The 12690-nt window shown below is 61.4% G+C and carries 15 protein-coding genes; 1 reads left to right on the top strand and 14 read right to left on the bottom strand.

Going from position 1 to position 12690, the window contains the following annotated elements:
- Positions 1 to 84: 84 nt before the first annotated feature.
- The 13 genes from JLC71_RS15205 to JLC71_RS15145 all read right to left on the bottom strand — a co-directional run bounded on the left by JLC71_RS15205 (position 85) and on the right by JLC71_RS15145 (position 9387).
- Positions 85 to 684, bottom strand: a complete 600-nt coding sequence (locus JLC71_RS15205) for a flavin prenyltransferase UbiX (RefSeq protein WP_200916439.1) — start codon at positions 682 to 684, stop codon at positions 85 to 87.
- Complete coding sequence (locus JLC71_RS15200) at positions 681 to 1178, bottom strand: Gx transporter family protein (RefSeq protein WP_236250914.1); 498 nt, start codon at positions 1176 to 1178, stop codon at positions 681 to 683. Before JLC71_RS15200 ends, JLC71_RS15205 begins: the two co-directional genes overlap by 4 nt.
- A 4-nt stretch (positions 1179 to 1182) precedes the next feature.
- Complete coding sequence (locus JLC71_RS15195; RefSeq protein WP_236250913.1) at positions 1183 to 1506, bottom strand: NusG domain II-containing protein; 324 nt, start codon at positions 1504 to 1506, stop codon at positions 1183 to 1185.
- A gap of 41 nt (positions 1507 to 1547) precedes the next feature.
- Positions 1548 to 2402 (bottom strand): RNase adapter RapZ, encoded by an 855-nt coding sequence (gene rapZ / locus JLC71_RS15190; RefSeq protein ID WP_200916438.1) that lies wholly within the window; start codon positions 2400 to 2402, stop codon positions 1548 to 1550.
- Positions 2403 to 2420: 18 nt separating this feature from the next.
- Positions 2421 to 3365 (bottom strand): HPr(Ser) kinase/phosphatase, encoded by a 945-nt coding sequence (hprK, locus tag JLC71_RS15185; RefSeq protein WP_200916437.1) that lies wholly within the window; start codon positions 3363 to 3365, stop codon positions 2421 to 2423.
- Between the two features lie 214 nt (positions 3366 to 3579).
- A complete protein-coding gene (locus tag JLC71_RS15180; protein WP_200916436.1) occupies positions 3580 to 4047 on the bottom strand; it encodes a PTS sugar transporter subunit IIA in 468 nt (155 codons plus the stop codon).
- A 113-nt stretch (positions 4048 to 4160) separates the two neighbouring features.
- Complete coding sequence (gene hpf / locus JLC71_RS15175) at positions 4161 to 4487, bottom strand: ribosome hibernation-promoting factor, HPF/YfiA family (protein WP_200916435.1); 327 nt, start codon at positions 4485 to 4487, stop codon at positions 4161 to 4163.
- Positions 4488 to 4514: 27 nt separating this feature from the next.
- Complete coding sequence (locus JLC71_RS15170; protein WP_200916434.1) at positions 4515 to 5939, bottom strand: RNA polymerase factor sigma-54; 1425 nt, start codon at positions 5937 to 5939, stop codon at positions 4515 to 4517.
- A 9-nt stretch (positions 5940 to 5948) separates the two neighbouring features.
- Positions 5949 to 6683 (bottom strand): LPS export ABC transporter ATP-binding protein, encoded by a 735-nt coding sequence (lptB, locus tag JLC71_RS15165; protein ID WP_200916433.1) that lies wholly within the window; start codon positions 6681 to 6683, stop codon positions 5949 to 5951.
- Positions 6680 to 7303 (bottom strand): lipopolysaccharide transport periplasmic protein LptA, encoded by a 624-nt coding sequence (lptA, locus tag JLC71_RS15160; RefSeq protein ID WP_200916432.1) that lies wholly within the window; start codon positions 7301 to 7303, stop codon positions 6680 to 6682. Before lptA ends, lptB begins: the two co-directional genes overlap by 4 nt.
- Positions 7278 to 7859 (bottom strand): LPS export ABC transporter periplasmic protein LptC, encoded by a 582-nt coding sequence (lptC, locus tag JLC71_RS15155; RefSeq protein WP_200916431.1) that lies wholly within the window; start codon positions 7857 to 7859, stop codon positions 7278 to 7280. The genes lptA and lptC overlap by 26 nt, the downstream gene beginning before the upstream one ends.
- 1 nt (position 7860) lies before the next feature.
- A complete protein-coding gene (locus tag JLC71_RS15150; RefSeq protein ID WP_200916430.1) occupies positions 7861 to 8376 on the bottom strand; it encodes a KdsC family phosphatase in 516 nt (171 codons plus the stop codon).
- Positions 8377 to 8409: 33 nt separating this feature from the next.
- The gene (locus JLC71_RS15145) at positions 8410 to 9387 is read right to left on the bottom strand and encodes a KpsF/GutQ family sugar-phosphate isomerase (RefSeq protein WP_200916429.1); all 978 of its coding nucleotides are present in this window, start codon (positions 9385 to 9387) and stop codon (positions 8410 to 8412) included.
- Between the two features lie 104 nt (positions 9388 to 9491).
- Between JLC71_RS15145 and JLC71_RS15140 the strand changes: the two genes are divergently transcribed.
- On the top strand, positions 9492 to 11462 hold the full coding sequence (locus JLC71_RS15140) for a monovalent cation:proton antiporter family protein (RefSeq protein WP_200916428.1): 1971 nt from the start codon (positions 9492 to 9494) through the stop codon (positions 11460 to 11462).
- Positions 11463 to 11534: 72 nt separating this feature from the next.
- Here JLC71_RS15140 and JLC71_RS15135 read toward each other — a convergent pair whose 3' ends face one another.
- Positions 11535 to 12686, bottom strand: coding sequence for a S1C family serine protease (locus JLC71_RS15135; protein WP_200916426.1), 1152 nt, complete (start codon positions 12684 to 12686; stop codon positions 11535 to 11537).
- Positions 12687 to 12690 lie beyond the last annotated feature (4 nt).

The raw sequence follows: 12690 nt of genomic DNA, 5'->3' as shown, positions 1-12690 counted from the left end.
AGGGGCCCTTTAGGGTCCGAAACGCAGACAGTACGAAAGTACGGCAAGTGAGCACAACGCCGCCAGCAGGGTTTTGTCAGTGGCTCAGTCGCCCCAGCGCGTCATCAGCTGATGCGGCACGCCCAGCTGGTCGAGGATGCGCGCGACAACGAAATCGACCAGATCCTGGATGCTTTGCGGGTGGTGATAGAAACCCGGATTTGGCGGCAGGATCACCACACCCAGCTTGGCGAGGCGCAGCATGTTCTCGAGGTGAATCACCGAGAACGGCGCCTCGCGCGGCACGATCACCAGCGTCTTGCGCTCCTTGATCATTACGTCGGCAGCGCGTTCGAGCAGGTTGTCGCTGGCGCCGCCGGCGATCGCCGCCAGCGCGCCCATGGTGCACGGCACGACGACCATACCGTCGCCCGGATTGGAGCCCGATGCCATCGGCGCAAACCACTCCTGCTGCCCCCAGACCTTGAGCCTGTCCTCACCGACGCCATACTGGGCGCGAAACTGCTCGGCCAAGGCCTCGGCGCGGCTCGGCCAAGTCAGCCCCAGTTCCTGCTTGGCGACAATCTGTGCCGCCTGGGTGTACAGCACATGCACGGTACAACCGGCGGCAAGCAGACACTCAAGCGTGCGCAAACCGTAGGGCAGGCCGGAGGCACCGGTAAAAGCGAGCGTAATGGTTTTCATGTTTGCGGTGTGTCCTCAAGCAATTTTGCGGCGATCAGGCCGTTGGCAAGACCAAAGCCCCAGGCCGCGGCGGCGAACAAGGGCACCAGATGTTTCAAGCCGTCGTGCGGGATCAGCCAGAGTCGTGCGACGATCAACTGGCCGGCAATATGGGAAAACGCAGCCAGCAGCGACAATGTCACCACGCCGAACCAGCGCTTGGGCAGGTATTGCGCCGGTGCCAGCACCAGCAGGCTGAGCACGCCGCCAGCCAGACTGAGCACGAAACCCGGCGACAGGAATCCACCGAGCAGGATCGCGCCGCCGAAAATACGCAGCATCGCCACCCACGCGGCGATGCCCCAGCCGTAGCGCATCAGCGCATACAAGGTGACGATATTGGCCAGCCCGGGCTTGATGCCGGGAATCGGCGACGGAATCCCTGCTTCGATCACCGCCAGCGCAATCGCCGCCGCCGCCAGCCGGGCAACGCGGACATCGTCGGCGTCAGGCACAAGCTCAGTAACTGAGGCTGTCAAATCCCCTCCCCCCATTGCCGACCAGCTCGACACTGGTGCGGTTCGGCAAACAGATGGCCGCCTCGCCGGCTTGCGTCAGCCAGCCTTCACGCACGCAGTATTGTCGCGGGCTTGGATCGGCCGCGATGCGCGCCTTGCCGGCCGCGATCTCAATGACCGTATCGCCCAGCGGCCCCGGCACGACCAGCGTGCGCGTCGCGGCCAGATCAACCTGAGCGAACAGTTTGCCGCCCTGATATACCCGCACCTGCGCGGCGCGGCCGCCCTGCCAACCCCAGATCGCGCTAGCGATGATCAGCAGCAAGCCGCCTCCCAGTGTCAGCCAGTCCCCCGCACGCAGGCTAGTCAGGGATATTGCTCGCGATGCCGTATCAACACCTGCCGATGCGTGGAGAAATGCTTGCCCAGTTGTTCAGCCAGATACACCGAACGGTGTTGTCCCCCAGTGCAACCGATCGCAAGGGTCACATAGCTGCGATTATCGCGATCGAACTCGGGCAACCAGCGCTCAAGGAACCCAAGCACATGCGTGAGATAGCGGCCAACCTGCGGCTGGCGCTCGAGAAAATCGATCACCGGCTGATCCTTGCCCGTCAGCGGCCGCATCACCGGGTCGTAATGCGGGTTGGGCAGGCAACGAACGTCAAACACGAAATCGGCATCCAGAGGCAGCCCATGCTTGAAGCCGAACGACTGCACGATCAAGGTCAGCTTGCTGCGGTCGAGTGCGACGAACTCGCGTACCCAGGCGCGTAGCTGGTTGGCCGACAAGCCGCTGGTATCGATGCGGTGCGCCAGCTCGGCAAAATAGGACAGCATTTCGCGCTCAAGCTGGATCGATTCGCTCACCGTCAGCTCGCCATTGGCGAGCGGATGACTGCGACGTGTCTCGGAGAAACGCTTCACCAGCGTTTCGTTGTTCGATTCCAGATACATCAGGCGCACATCCAGCCCAAGCTCCACCAAAGCCTCGTAGTGCAGCGGAAAGCTGGCCAGGTTGTGCGCGCTGCGCGCATCGATGGCGATGGCCACGCGCGGATAGCCATCCTCGTCGAGCATCGCTACCGTTTGTGGCAACAAGGGCGCCGGCAGATTATCGATACAGAAGTAACCGAGGTCCTCCAGGGCCTTGAGCGCAACACTCTTGCCGGCGCCGGACAGGCCGGACAACAGCACTACCTGTTGACGACTCCAGGACATGCGCAAAGCTCCTTCGGGCTACTCACCCATTTCCATGAAACGCTGATGGCGTTCGATAAACTCGCGGGTTGAATCAATACCGCGCAATTGCAGAATGTAGTTTCGCACCGCGGCCTCGACCAATACCGCCAGGTTGCGGCCGGCGGCCACGGGGATCACCAGTTTACGCGTTGGCACACCAAGGATTTCTTGCGTCGCCGCCTGCATTTGCAAACGGTCAATCGGTGCCAGCGTATCTCCGCCGGCCTTGGCCAGATGAATGATGAGCTTCAGCGTCTTTTTCGGCCGCACGGCGGTTTCGCCGAAAATGGTGCGGATATTCAGCACGCCGATCCCGCGCACCTCAAGGAAATCACGCAACATCGGCGGGCAGCGGCCTTCGAGCGTTTCGGGATTGGTGCGATACACCTCGACCACATCGTCGGCAACGAGACCGTGGCCGCGCGAAATCAACTCCAGCGCCAGCTCGCTCTTACCCATCGACGATTCACCGGTCAGCAGCACGCCGACTTCGAGTACATCGAGGAACACGCCATGCAGATGGGTCGATACCGCCAGCGCCTTGGCCAGATAGTAGCGCAGCACATCCATCAGATAGGGCGATTGTTCAGGACTGGTCAACAGCGGTACGTGATGACGCTCGGCGCCCTCGCGCAAGGCATCGGGAACAGGCTGGCCGTTGGCAATGATCATTGCCGCCATTTCGCTGGCAAACAGCAGGTCGACCGACTCACGCTGCGCCTCGGGCGAGAGGTCGAGAAAGTACTTGGTCTCGGCAATGCCGAGCACCTGAATCCGGTTCGGGTGAATGAAGTTCAGGTGGCCAACCAGCGCCAGAATGGGCTTCTGCTCGGCAGAATCATTCGTGAGCAGATTGTTGGCGCCGGACTGGCCGGCAACCCAGGTCAGCCGCAGCTTCTCGGCATTATCAATGAAGAGTTGCCTGGTCGTGATCTGCGGCATGGTCGCTCATGGGCTGTGAAGTCAAAGACAAGGGCGGGGCAACACGCACCACCCCTTGAGCTTACCCGGGAGCGGCGCTGCTTAGAACCTGTTCACGATCTGTCGCCAGCGGGGTGACGCGCAGTGCAGAAACCGGAATGTATAAAGTACATGAGGGTTTCGAGCAGCACTCGAAGCCCGATCAGGGCTGCGCAGCAAGATCGTGAGCAGTATCTCAGAAGCCCGCGTACGGCTCCCAGGTGGAAATCAGCTTGTACGCCTGACCGGGCTCGTCGAACGTCGCCAGTTGCTCACGCACCGATTTGTCCGAAAAAAGCTGAGCCAACTCAGACAGAATCTGCAGGTGTAAATCGGTAGCGTTGGCCGGCACCAGCAACACGAAAAGCAGCGATACCGGCTTGCCATCGGGTGCATCGTAGGGAATCGCTTCCTTCAGGCGCACGAAAGCGCCCGTGGCTTCCTTCAGGCCCTTGATCCGGCCGTGAGGAATCGCCACGCCCTGACCGAGGCCGGTCGAGCCGAGCTTTTCACGCGCGAACAGGCTATCGAAAATCACACTACGGGCAATGCCGTGACTGTTTTCGAACAGAATGCCGACTTGTTCAAATACGCGCTTTTTGCTGCCAACGTCCATGTCGAGAAAGACATTTTGCGTCGGCAGAATTTTGGAAATCAGGCTCATTGCGAGAATCCATGAGCAGGAGGAACGTCGAAGCGCATCATTGTATCGTCAGCCGGCGCATAAATAAAAACGGGAACCCGTTTATCGGGTTCCCGTTGGCAGGAAAAGGACACTTACTCCTCCGCTACGACCTGACGGCGGATGCTCTCGCCATCGTGATCATTCCGTTTTTCCTTGTGCTTGACGACCTGCCGGTCAAGCTTGTCGGCCAGCGCGTCGATCGCGGCATACATGTCTTCGTCAATTGCCTCCACGTGGATCGCCTTACCCGGCACATGCACGGTTGCCTCAATTTTCTGCTGCAGGCGTTCGACCGACAGGACGACGCCCACTTCGATCACCGCGTCAAAATGGCGTGTGATTCGGTCGAGTTTACTCGTGATGTAATCACGAATCGCCGGAGTCACTTCGAGGTGATGGCCGCTGATATTGAGGTTCATAGGTCTTCTCCTTCAGGTAAATCGCCGTTACAGGCATTTGCGCAGATTGACGGGAGAGATTTGCATCGCCTCCCTGTACTTGGCAACGGTTCGTCGCGCAACCACGACCCCTTGCCCCGCCAACGCATCAGCGATGGCACTATCCGATAAAGGCTTTTGCTTGTCCTCTTGCTGGATCAGCTGGCGAATCTGCGCCTTGATCGCAGTAGCGGAAGCTTCCCCGCCGGCTTCGGTTTCGACATGGCTGCCGAAGAAATACTTGTACTCGAAAATTCCGCGCGGCGTGAGCATGTACTTCTGGGTGGTCACCCGCGAAACGGTGGATTCGTGCAGATCAAGCTCGGAGGCAATATCGCGCAGCACCAAGGGCCGCATCGCGATTTCACCATGTTCAAAGAACGCGCTTTGCTTATCAACGATCGCCTGACCGACGCGCAGGATGGTGTCGAAACGCTGCTGGACACTCTTGACCAGCCATTTGGCTTCCTGCAACTCGCGGGCCATCGAACCGCCATCACTGCGTTGCAGGATATCGGCGTACATCCGATTGACCCTGAGCTTGGGTCTGGCCGCGTCGTTCAAGCGCACTCGCCACTGCCCCTTGAGCTTGCTGACCAGTACATCAGCGACAACATAATGCGACGATTCGTCGCTCCATTGCGCGCCTGGCCGCGGATTCAGGCTGACGATCAGCGCTTGCGCTGCCTTCAGCTCCGTTTCATCGCATTTCAGGCGACGTTTCAACCTAGTGTAGTCCCGTGCCGCGAGCAAATCGAGGCTGTCCCGCACAATCCCCAACGCAAGTTGACGTGCGTCAGAGAGTGGCAAGACCGCCAGTTGCAAAGCCAGCGACTCGGCCATATCTTTCGCGCCGACGCCCAGCGGTTCGAGCTGCTTGAGCCGCGCCAGGGCAATCGCAAGGTCATCGGATTCGAACTCGAACTCGCCGGCAAGTTCCGCCGGCAACAGCGCGAGGATTTCCTCAAGCGGCTGGGTCAGAAAGCCGTCGTCGTCGAGCGCGTCGATCAACCAGGTCAGCGCGGCGCGATCCCGCAACGGAATCGGCAGCAGCCCGGCTTGCGCCAGCAGATGCTCGCGCAGGGTCAGCTCGCGGGCGATGTTGCTGGCGGGGTCGAAATCATCGTCGTCATCACCGCTGCCACGCGCGCCGCCGCCACTGCCTTCCCAGCCCCAGTCGTCGTTGTCGAACGCCGACTCGCTCGCCGGCGCATCGTCGCTGCTGCTGTTCTCGGTCGGCGCTTCGGCACTACCTTCGCCTTCGCTTGAGGCGTGATTGTCTTCGCCGCGCTCAAGCAGCGGGTTTTCGGCCAGGAAGCGCTCGACCTCCTGTTGGAAATCAAGCGTCGACAACTGCAGCAGCTTGATCGACTGCTGCAGCTGCGGCGTCAGATTGAGCTGTTGCGAAAGGCGAAGTTGCAGCGATTGCTTCATGCGCCCGCCTTACATCCGGAAATGTTCACCGAGATAAACCCTGCGTACCTGTTCATCGGCGATGATTTCGCTCGGCAAGCCCGAGGCCATCACCGAGCCTTCGGAGATGATGTACGCACGATCGCAGATCCCCAGCGTTTCGCGCACATTGTGGTCGGTAATCAGGACTCCGATACCGCGTTCCTTGAGGAAGCGAATGATGCGCTGGATGTCCATCACCGCGATCGGGTCGACGCCGGCGAACGGCTCGTCCAGCAGGATGAAGCGCGGGCTCGCCGCCAGTGCACGGGCAATCTCGGCACGACGGCGCTCGCCGCCGGAGAGGCTCATGGCATTGTTTTCACGCAGATGCGAGATATGCAGATCTTCGAGTAGCGCATCAAGCTGCCGGGCGCGTTCGACCCTGTCGGCAACGTGCAGCTCGAGCACCGCCAGAATGTTCTGCTCGACCGTCATCTTGCGGAAAATCGACGCCTCTTGCGGCAGATAGCCGACGCCCATGCGGGCACGTTCGTGCATCGGCAGATGGCCGATATCGATGTCGTCCAGGCGGATTTCACCGCCATCCTTGGCAACAAGGCCAACGATCATATAAAAGCTCGTCGTTTTGCCGGCACCATTTGGGCCCAGCAGACCGACAACCTCACCGGCGGCGACATCGATCGACACGTCCTTGACGACGGTGCGCTTTTTATAGCGCTTCATCAAGCCACCGGCGCTCAGCACGGCCTTGCCTTCGCTCATTGTGCGTCCTTGCTCCAGGAGCTGCTGCGCGCTTTTGGCGCGCTCGCCGCCTCGGCGGGCTTGCTGGCGGCAGGTTTCGCCGCCGGCTTTGCTGCGGCCTTGCCAGCGGGTGCGCTGGCATCCTTTTTCTTCGGGATCAGCGTGATATTGACCCGACTGCCCGGTTTGCCATCGGTCTGCGCCTGATACGTCGACGAGGCCATATCGTAGACGATTACGTCGCCAATCACTTCGTCACCGGTATCGCGGCGCACCCAGGCCTTGTTGATCAGCTTGAGAATGCCGGTCTTGCTGTCGTAGTCGTAACGCAGCGAGTTGGCATCGATCCATTCGCCGGTATCCATGCGCTGCCGGAACTTGACCGGACTGCCTTCGCCTTGCGAGAACTGGTTGCCGTCGGCGTCCTGACGCATGGTGACCTTGGCGGCCTTCAGCGTCATCGTGCCCTGCACCATGATGACATTGCCGGTATAGACGCCAATATTGTTCTTCTGATCGAAGTTGGCGTGATCCGCCTCGATATTCATCGGCTTTTCGCGGTCGGCAGTTTCTGCCTGGACGGCGGAGGCGGCCAGCAGGGTCAGCGCAGCAAACTCAACGGCGCGGCGGCGGCGGGACATAGATGGTGCTCACTTTGGAGAGAAGTTCCAGGGTTTCCTTGTCGAGGTCGGCCTTGAAGCCGGTACCGGACAGGGTGTATGCGCCCATGGTGCCGGTCATCGGCGCCTTGGACCAGACGTAGCGTTCGTTCGGTTTGACCCATACATCCGAGCTCACCACATCAAGCTGCGGCTTGTCCGCAGTCGGCGCCCGGGTCAGCTTGGCATCATCGGGAAACCAGACGAGAGTACCATTTTGTTCGGTGCGTGCGCGTGCGCCAACGACGGTCAGCTCGGCCGAATCGGGCTTGGTGTAGTGGATACGCGGCTGATCCAGCCAGTTGGTGTCGCCCTTGGGGTAATGGCGAAGCCGGTCGGCATAAATGCGCGACAGCAGCTTGCCATCCTGGCCGAAACGGAACGCGGTCGCGCCATGCGCCACCAGGTCCGGATCACTCGGTCGCTCGGGCTGCTCGAACGAGGGCACACGGGCGACCTCGTTGAGGATCAGCACCAGCGCCCCCAGTGTCGCCAGCAAGACAATCGGCAAAAGTTTGGTCGACAGTCCGCCCATCATCTCAACGCAGGTAGTGGGCGATCAGCCCATCGTAAGTGCCTTGCGCCTGCATGATCACCTCGCACACTTCGCGCACCGCGCCACGACCACCGCCGCGAACGGTGACGTAGTGCGCATTCTGCAACACGATGTCGGGCGAATCCGGTACCGCAACGGCAAAGGCCGCGCGACGCATCACCGGCAGATCAATCACGTCATCACCCATATAGCCGCACTCCTCGGCGGCGACACCGGCGGCTGCGAGCAATTCGCCGAACGTCGCCAGCTTGTCGTGCGAGCCCTGATAAACGAAGTCGATGCCAAGATTGCTGGCGCGGTGTTCTAGCAGTCGGGAGGTCCGGCCGGTGATGATCGCGACCCTCACTCCGGTTTGCTGCAGCATGCGCAGACCATGACCGTCGAGCGAATTGAAGGCCTTCATTTCTTCACCCGCATCGTTGTAATACAGACCACCATCGGTCATGACGCCGTCCACGTCAAAAATCATCAGCCGCACGGCACGTGCTTTTTCCTGCATTTTAAATTCCCTTGAATCTTTGAAAAAGGCGGCTCAGACGACCCGGGCCCGCAACAGATCGTGCATGTTCAGCGCACCGGCAAGCTTGCCGGCGTCGAGCACCAGCAAGCCGTTGATACGGCGCTTTTCCATCACTTGCACCGCCTCGGCGGCCAGATGATCGGCATCGATCGTCAAAGGATTGCGGGTCATCACTTGCGCGACCGGCGTCGACATCACGTCGCGCCCCTCGTCGAGCGCACGGCGCAGGTCACCATCGGTGAAGACCCCGACCAGTGCACCGGCGGCGTCGACCACGGCGGTCATGCCCATTCCCTTGCGGCTGATTTCCATCAATGCATCGCGCAGCAGCACATCATCGCGCACAACCGGCAGCTCGTCGCCGGCGTGCATCACATCGCGCACGAGTACCAGCAGGCGCCGACCCAGACTGCCGCCGGGGTGGGACAACGCAAAATCCTCGGCCTTGAAACCGCGTGCGTCGAGCAGCGCCACCGCGAGCGCGTCGCCGAGCGCCAGCGCCGCAGTCGTACTCGCGGTCGGGGCCAGATTCAGCGGGCAGGCTTCCTGCGCGACAGCGGCGTCGAGCCAGATATCGGCGGCGCGACCCAGCGTCGAATCCTCGCGCCCGGTCATCGCGATCACCTTGACGCCCATGCGCTTCAGGCTGGGCAGGATGGACAATAATTCATCACTTTCGCCCGAATACGACAGTGCCAGCACCACATCATCGGCGGTGATCATGCCCAGATCGCCATGCAAGGCCTCGGCCGGGTGGACGAACATCGCCGTGGTGCCGGTACTCGCCAGCGTCGCGGCGATCTTGCGGGCGATGTGGCCCGATTTGCCCATGCCGGTCACGACGACCCGACCGGGGCAGCCAAGCAGCAGCGCGCAGGCGGCATCAAAACGGTGGTCCAGCCGGTTGGCCATCGCGGCAATCGCGTCGGCTTCGATCGTCAGCACCTGCCGGGCTTGCGCCAGCGATCTGGATTGCGTGTTTTCACTCATGGGGCTCAGTATAAAAGAGCCACGCATGCCCCCGCCAGCAAGCTGGTCGATCCGGCGGGTATAATTTTTGCCAGTGTTACCCTTGGAACCTTCACGCCGCAGCCATGCCCGTTCAACTTTCCTCCCTGCTGTTGTTGCTCGCCGCCGCGGTGATCACCGTGGTGCTGTGCCGTCTGGTCAAGCTGCCGGCGATGCTTGGCTACCTTTTCGTCGGCATGCTGATCGGCCCGCACGCGCTCGGCCTGATCGCCAGCAGCGAGGAGGCCACGCATCTGGCCGAATACGGCGTGGTGTTCCTGATGTTCACGCTCGGGCTCGAATTCAACCTCGCCAAGCTCAAGGCGATGCGCCGCATCGTGTTCGGCCTTGGCGCGGCGCAGGTCGGCGCGATGGTGCTGCTGGTGATCATCGGCCTGGTCTTGATCGTCCGGCTCGACTGGGCCGCCGGGCTGGCGCTGGGTGGGGCGCTGGCGATGTCGTCGACCGCGATGGTGTCCAAGCTGCTGGCCGACCGCAACGAACTCAACGCCGCACACGGCCAGAACGCCATCGGCATCCTGTTGTTCCAGGATCTCGCGGTCGTACCGCTCTTGATCATGCTGCCGGTGCTGGGCCAGCCCGGCGAAGAACTCGTCAGCGCGCTCGGCATCGCGGCGCTGAAGATCGTCGTCGTGCTGTTCGTCTTGCTCAGCCTGGGCCAGAAGCTGATGCGGCCGTGGTTCAACCTTGTCGCCAAGCAGCATTCGAGCGAGCTGTTCATGCTCAACCTGCTGCTGGTGACGCTCGGCATCGCCTGGCTGACCGAGCTTTCCGGGCTGTCGCTGGCACTCGGTGCCTTTCTCGCCGGCATGCTGATCGCCGAAACCGAATACCGTTATCAGGTCGAAGACGATATCCGCCCCTTTCGCGACCTGCTGCTCGGGCTGTTTTTCGTTACCGTCGGCATGACGCTCAATTTCAGTCAGCTCGCTACCCAGTGGTGGCTGGTATTGATCATTCTGGTGATCCTGCTGCCGCTGAAAATCGCCATGATCGCCGGACTGGCCCGCTGGTTCGGCGCCAGCGCCGGTGTCTCGCTGCGAACCGGCTTCGCACTGGGACAGGGCGGCGAGTTCGCCTTCGTGCTGCTGACGCTGGCCGCCAGCGGCAAACTGCTGCCCGAACCGCTGATGCAGGCGACGACGGCGGCGATCATTCTGTCGATGCTGGCGACGCCGTTCATTGTCCAGCACTCGGACAAACTGGTACTGCGGCTGGCGGCATCCGAGTGGATGAATATGGCCGCCAATCTGCACCAGATCGCGGTACGGACGATGCAAAGCCAGGGGCATGTGATCGTCTGTGGTTACGGCCGTAGCGGCCAAAGCCTGTCGCGAATTCTGACCGAGGAACATATCCCTTTTTTCGCTTTAGACCTTGATCCGGAAAAGGTCCGTGATGCCGCCGCCGCCGGCGAATCGGTCGTCTACGGCGATGCGGCCAAGCGGGAGGTATTGATGGCGGCCGGGCTGATGCGCGCCCGCGCGCTGGTGGTCAGCTATGCCGACACCCATTCGGCGATGAAAATCCTCGAACTGGCGCACCAGATCCGTCCCGAGTTGCCGGTGATCGTGCGCACCTATGATGAAACCGATATCGACAAGCTCAAGAACGCCGGTGCTGCCGAGGTGGTCGCCGAAATCCTCGAAGGCAGCCTGATGCTGGCGTCGCACACGCTGATGATGCTTGGCGTGCCGCTCAATACCGTGCTCAAGCGCATCCGCCACGTGCGGGAGGATCGCTACCAGATGTTCCGCGGCTTCTTCCGCGGCACCACCGAGGACATGGAAGAGAGCGCCAACCTGCCACGCCTGCACACCATCCATCTCAGCCATGACGCCAGCGCCATCGGTCGCAGCCTTGGCGACATTGATCTCGCCGGCCTGCACGTCGAAGTTAAAAGCGTTCGCCGCAAGGCCTTGCCGCCGACCCAGCCGGGCGACGAGCTGGTGCTGCAGGAGAATGATGTACTGGTGCTGCTTGGCGAACCCGAAAACCTTGCGGCTGCGGAAATGGTCTTGCTGCAGGGAAGCTGAGCCGCAGGGCGGCACACCCACGGCAAAACGCCCCGCATTGCGGGGCGTTCGTCATTTGGCATCATGCTGATTTCAGCGACCGCTCAGCCGTGGCCGCTTGCCGATTTTCACCATTACCGATTGCGGTTTTCCAGCCCGGTAGATGCCAATCGGCACCTCGGTATCGGGCTTGAGTCCGGCAATCTGATTGAGCATGTCCGACGAATCCTTGACCGGGTTGCCGGCAATGCTCAGCAAAATATCGCCAGGCCGCATGCCAGCGGCATCCGCCGGGCCGGTACGCACCACCCCGGCAATCAGCGCCCCGTGGGCATCGGCCAGTTTGAACGAGGCCGCCAGCTCTGGCGTCACGTCCTGCGCCTCGATCCCGAGCCAGCCGCGGGTAACGCTACCGGTCTTGATGATTTCATCCATGACCTGCCGCACCGTCGTCGCCGGAATTGCGAAACCGATACCGAGCGAGCCGCCGCTGCGCGAGTAAATCGCCGTATTGATCCCGACCAGACTGCCGCTGGCATCGACCAGCGCACCACCCGAGTTGCCCGGATTGATCGCGGCGTCGGTCTGGATGAAGTTCTCGAAGGTGTTGATACCTAGTTGCGAACGGCCCAGCGCCGAGACGATGCCCATGGTCACCGTCTGGCCAACGCCGAAGGGATTGCCGATCGCCAGCACCACATCGCCGACCTGCATGCGCTTGACGTCGGCGAAGCTCAGCGTTGGCAGCGCATCCAGATCGATCTTGATCACCGCCAGGTCGGTATCCAGATCGCTGCCGATGATCGTGGCCTCGGCCGTCCGTCCGTCGGCAAGCGCGACCTCGATTTCGTCGGCCGATTCGACCACATGATTATTGGTAATGATGTAGCCGCGATCGGACACGATCACGCCGGAACCAAGGCTGGACGCGCGCTGGCTATCGTCGCCACCGAAGCGGTCATCAAAGAAACGCTTGAAGAACGGGTCGTTCAACAAGGGATGACTCTTGGTTTTTACATCCTTGGCGGTATAGATATTAACCACGGCCGGCATCGCCCGGTGCGCGGCATCGTGATAACTACTCGGCGCAACCGCGGGCGCAGAGGCCGTCGCCGGCGATTGCCTGACCGTAACCACGTCGGTCACCGCGCGCGGCAGCCATTGTGGCGCGACCAGCGTGATCACAAACCAGACCGCAAGGCCGACCGTGGCCGTTTGTGCGAAAATCAACCATAGCTTTTTCATCGGC

Source organism: Jeongeupia sp. HS-3, assembly GCF_015140455.1.
Classification (GTDB): domain Bacteria; phylum Pseudomonadota; class Gammaproteobacteria; order Burkholderiales; family Chitinibacteraceae; genus Jeongeupia.
Note: the sequence above shows the minus strand (reverse complement) of the source record. Positions and strands in the feature narration are given on the sequence as shown.

Excerpts from the sequence above, each read along its gene's own strand:
- lptB (WP_200916433.1), bottom strand. The coding sequence starts at position 6,683 with ATGAGCGAAGGCAAGGCCGTGCTGAGCGCCGGTGGCTTGATGAAGCGC.
- hprK (WP_200916437.1), bottom strand. The coding sequence starts at position 3,365 with ATGCCGCAGATCACGACCAGGCAACTCTTCATTGATAATGCCGAGAAG.
- JLC71_RS15180 (WP_200916436.1), bottom strand. The coding sequence starts at position 4,047 with ATGAGCCTGATTTCCAAAATTCTGCCGACGCAAAATGTCTTTCTCGAC.
- JLC71_RS15205 (WP_200916439.1), bottom strand. The coding sequence starts at position 684 with ATGAAAACCATTACGCTCGCTTTTACCGGTGCCTCCGGCCTGCCCTAC.
- JLC71_RS15140 (WP_200916428.1), top strand. The coding sequence starts at position 9,492 with ATGCCCGTTCAACTTTCCTCCCTGCTGTTGTTGCTCGCCGCCGCGGTG.
- hpf (WP_200916435.1), bottom strand. The coding sequence starts at position 4,487 with ATGAACCTCAATATCAGCGGCCATCACCTCGAAGTGACTCCGGCGATT.
- lptA (WP_200916432.1), bottom strand. The coding sequence starts at position 7,303 with ATGTCCCGCCGCCGCCGCGCCGTTGAGTTTGCTGCGCTGACCCTGCTG.
- lptC (WP_200916431.1), bottom strand. The coding sequence starts at position 7,859 with ATGATGGGCGGACTGTCGACCAAACTTTTGCCGATTGTCTTGCTGGCG.
- rapZ (WP_200916438.1), bottom strand. The coding sequence starts at position 2,402 with ATGTCCTGGAGTCGTCAACAGGTAGTGCTGTTGTCCGGCCTGTCCGGC.
- JLC71_RS15150 (WP_200916430.1), bottom strand. The coding sequence starts at position 8,376 with ATGCAGGAAAAAGCACGTGCCGTGCGGCTGATGATTTTTGACGTGGAC.
- JLC71_RS15135 (WP_200916426.1), bottom strand. The coding sequence starts at position 12,686 with ATGAAAAAGCTATGGTTGATTTTCGCACAAACGGCCACGGTCGGCCTT.
- JLC71_RS15170 (WP_200916434.1), bottom strand. The coding sequence starts at position 5,939 with ATGAAGCAATCGCTGCAACTTCGCCTTTCGCAACAGCTCAATCTGACG.
- JLC71_RS15145 (WP_200916429.1), bottom strand. The coding sequence starts at position 9,387 with ATGAGTGAAAACACGCAATCCAGATCGCTGGCGCAAGCCCGGCAGGTG.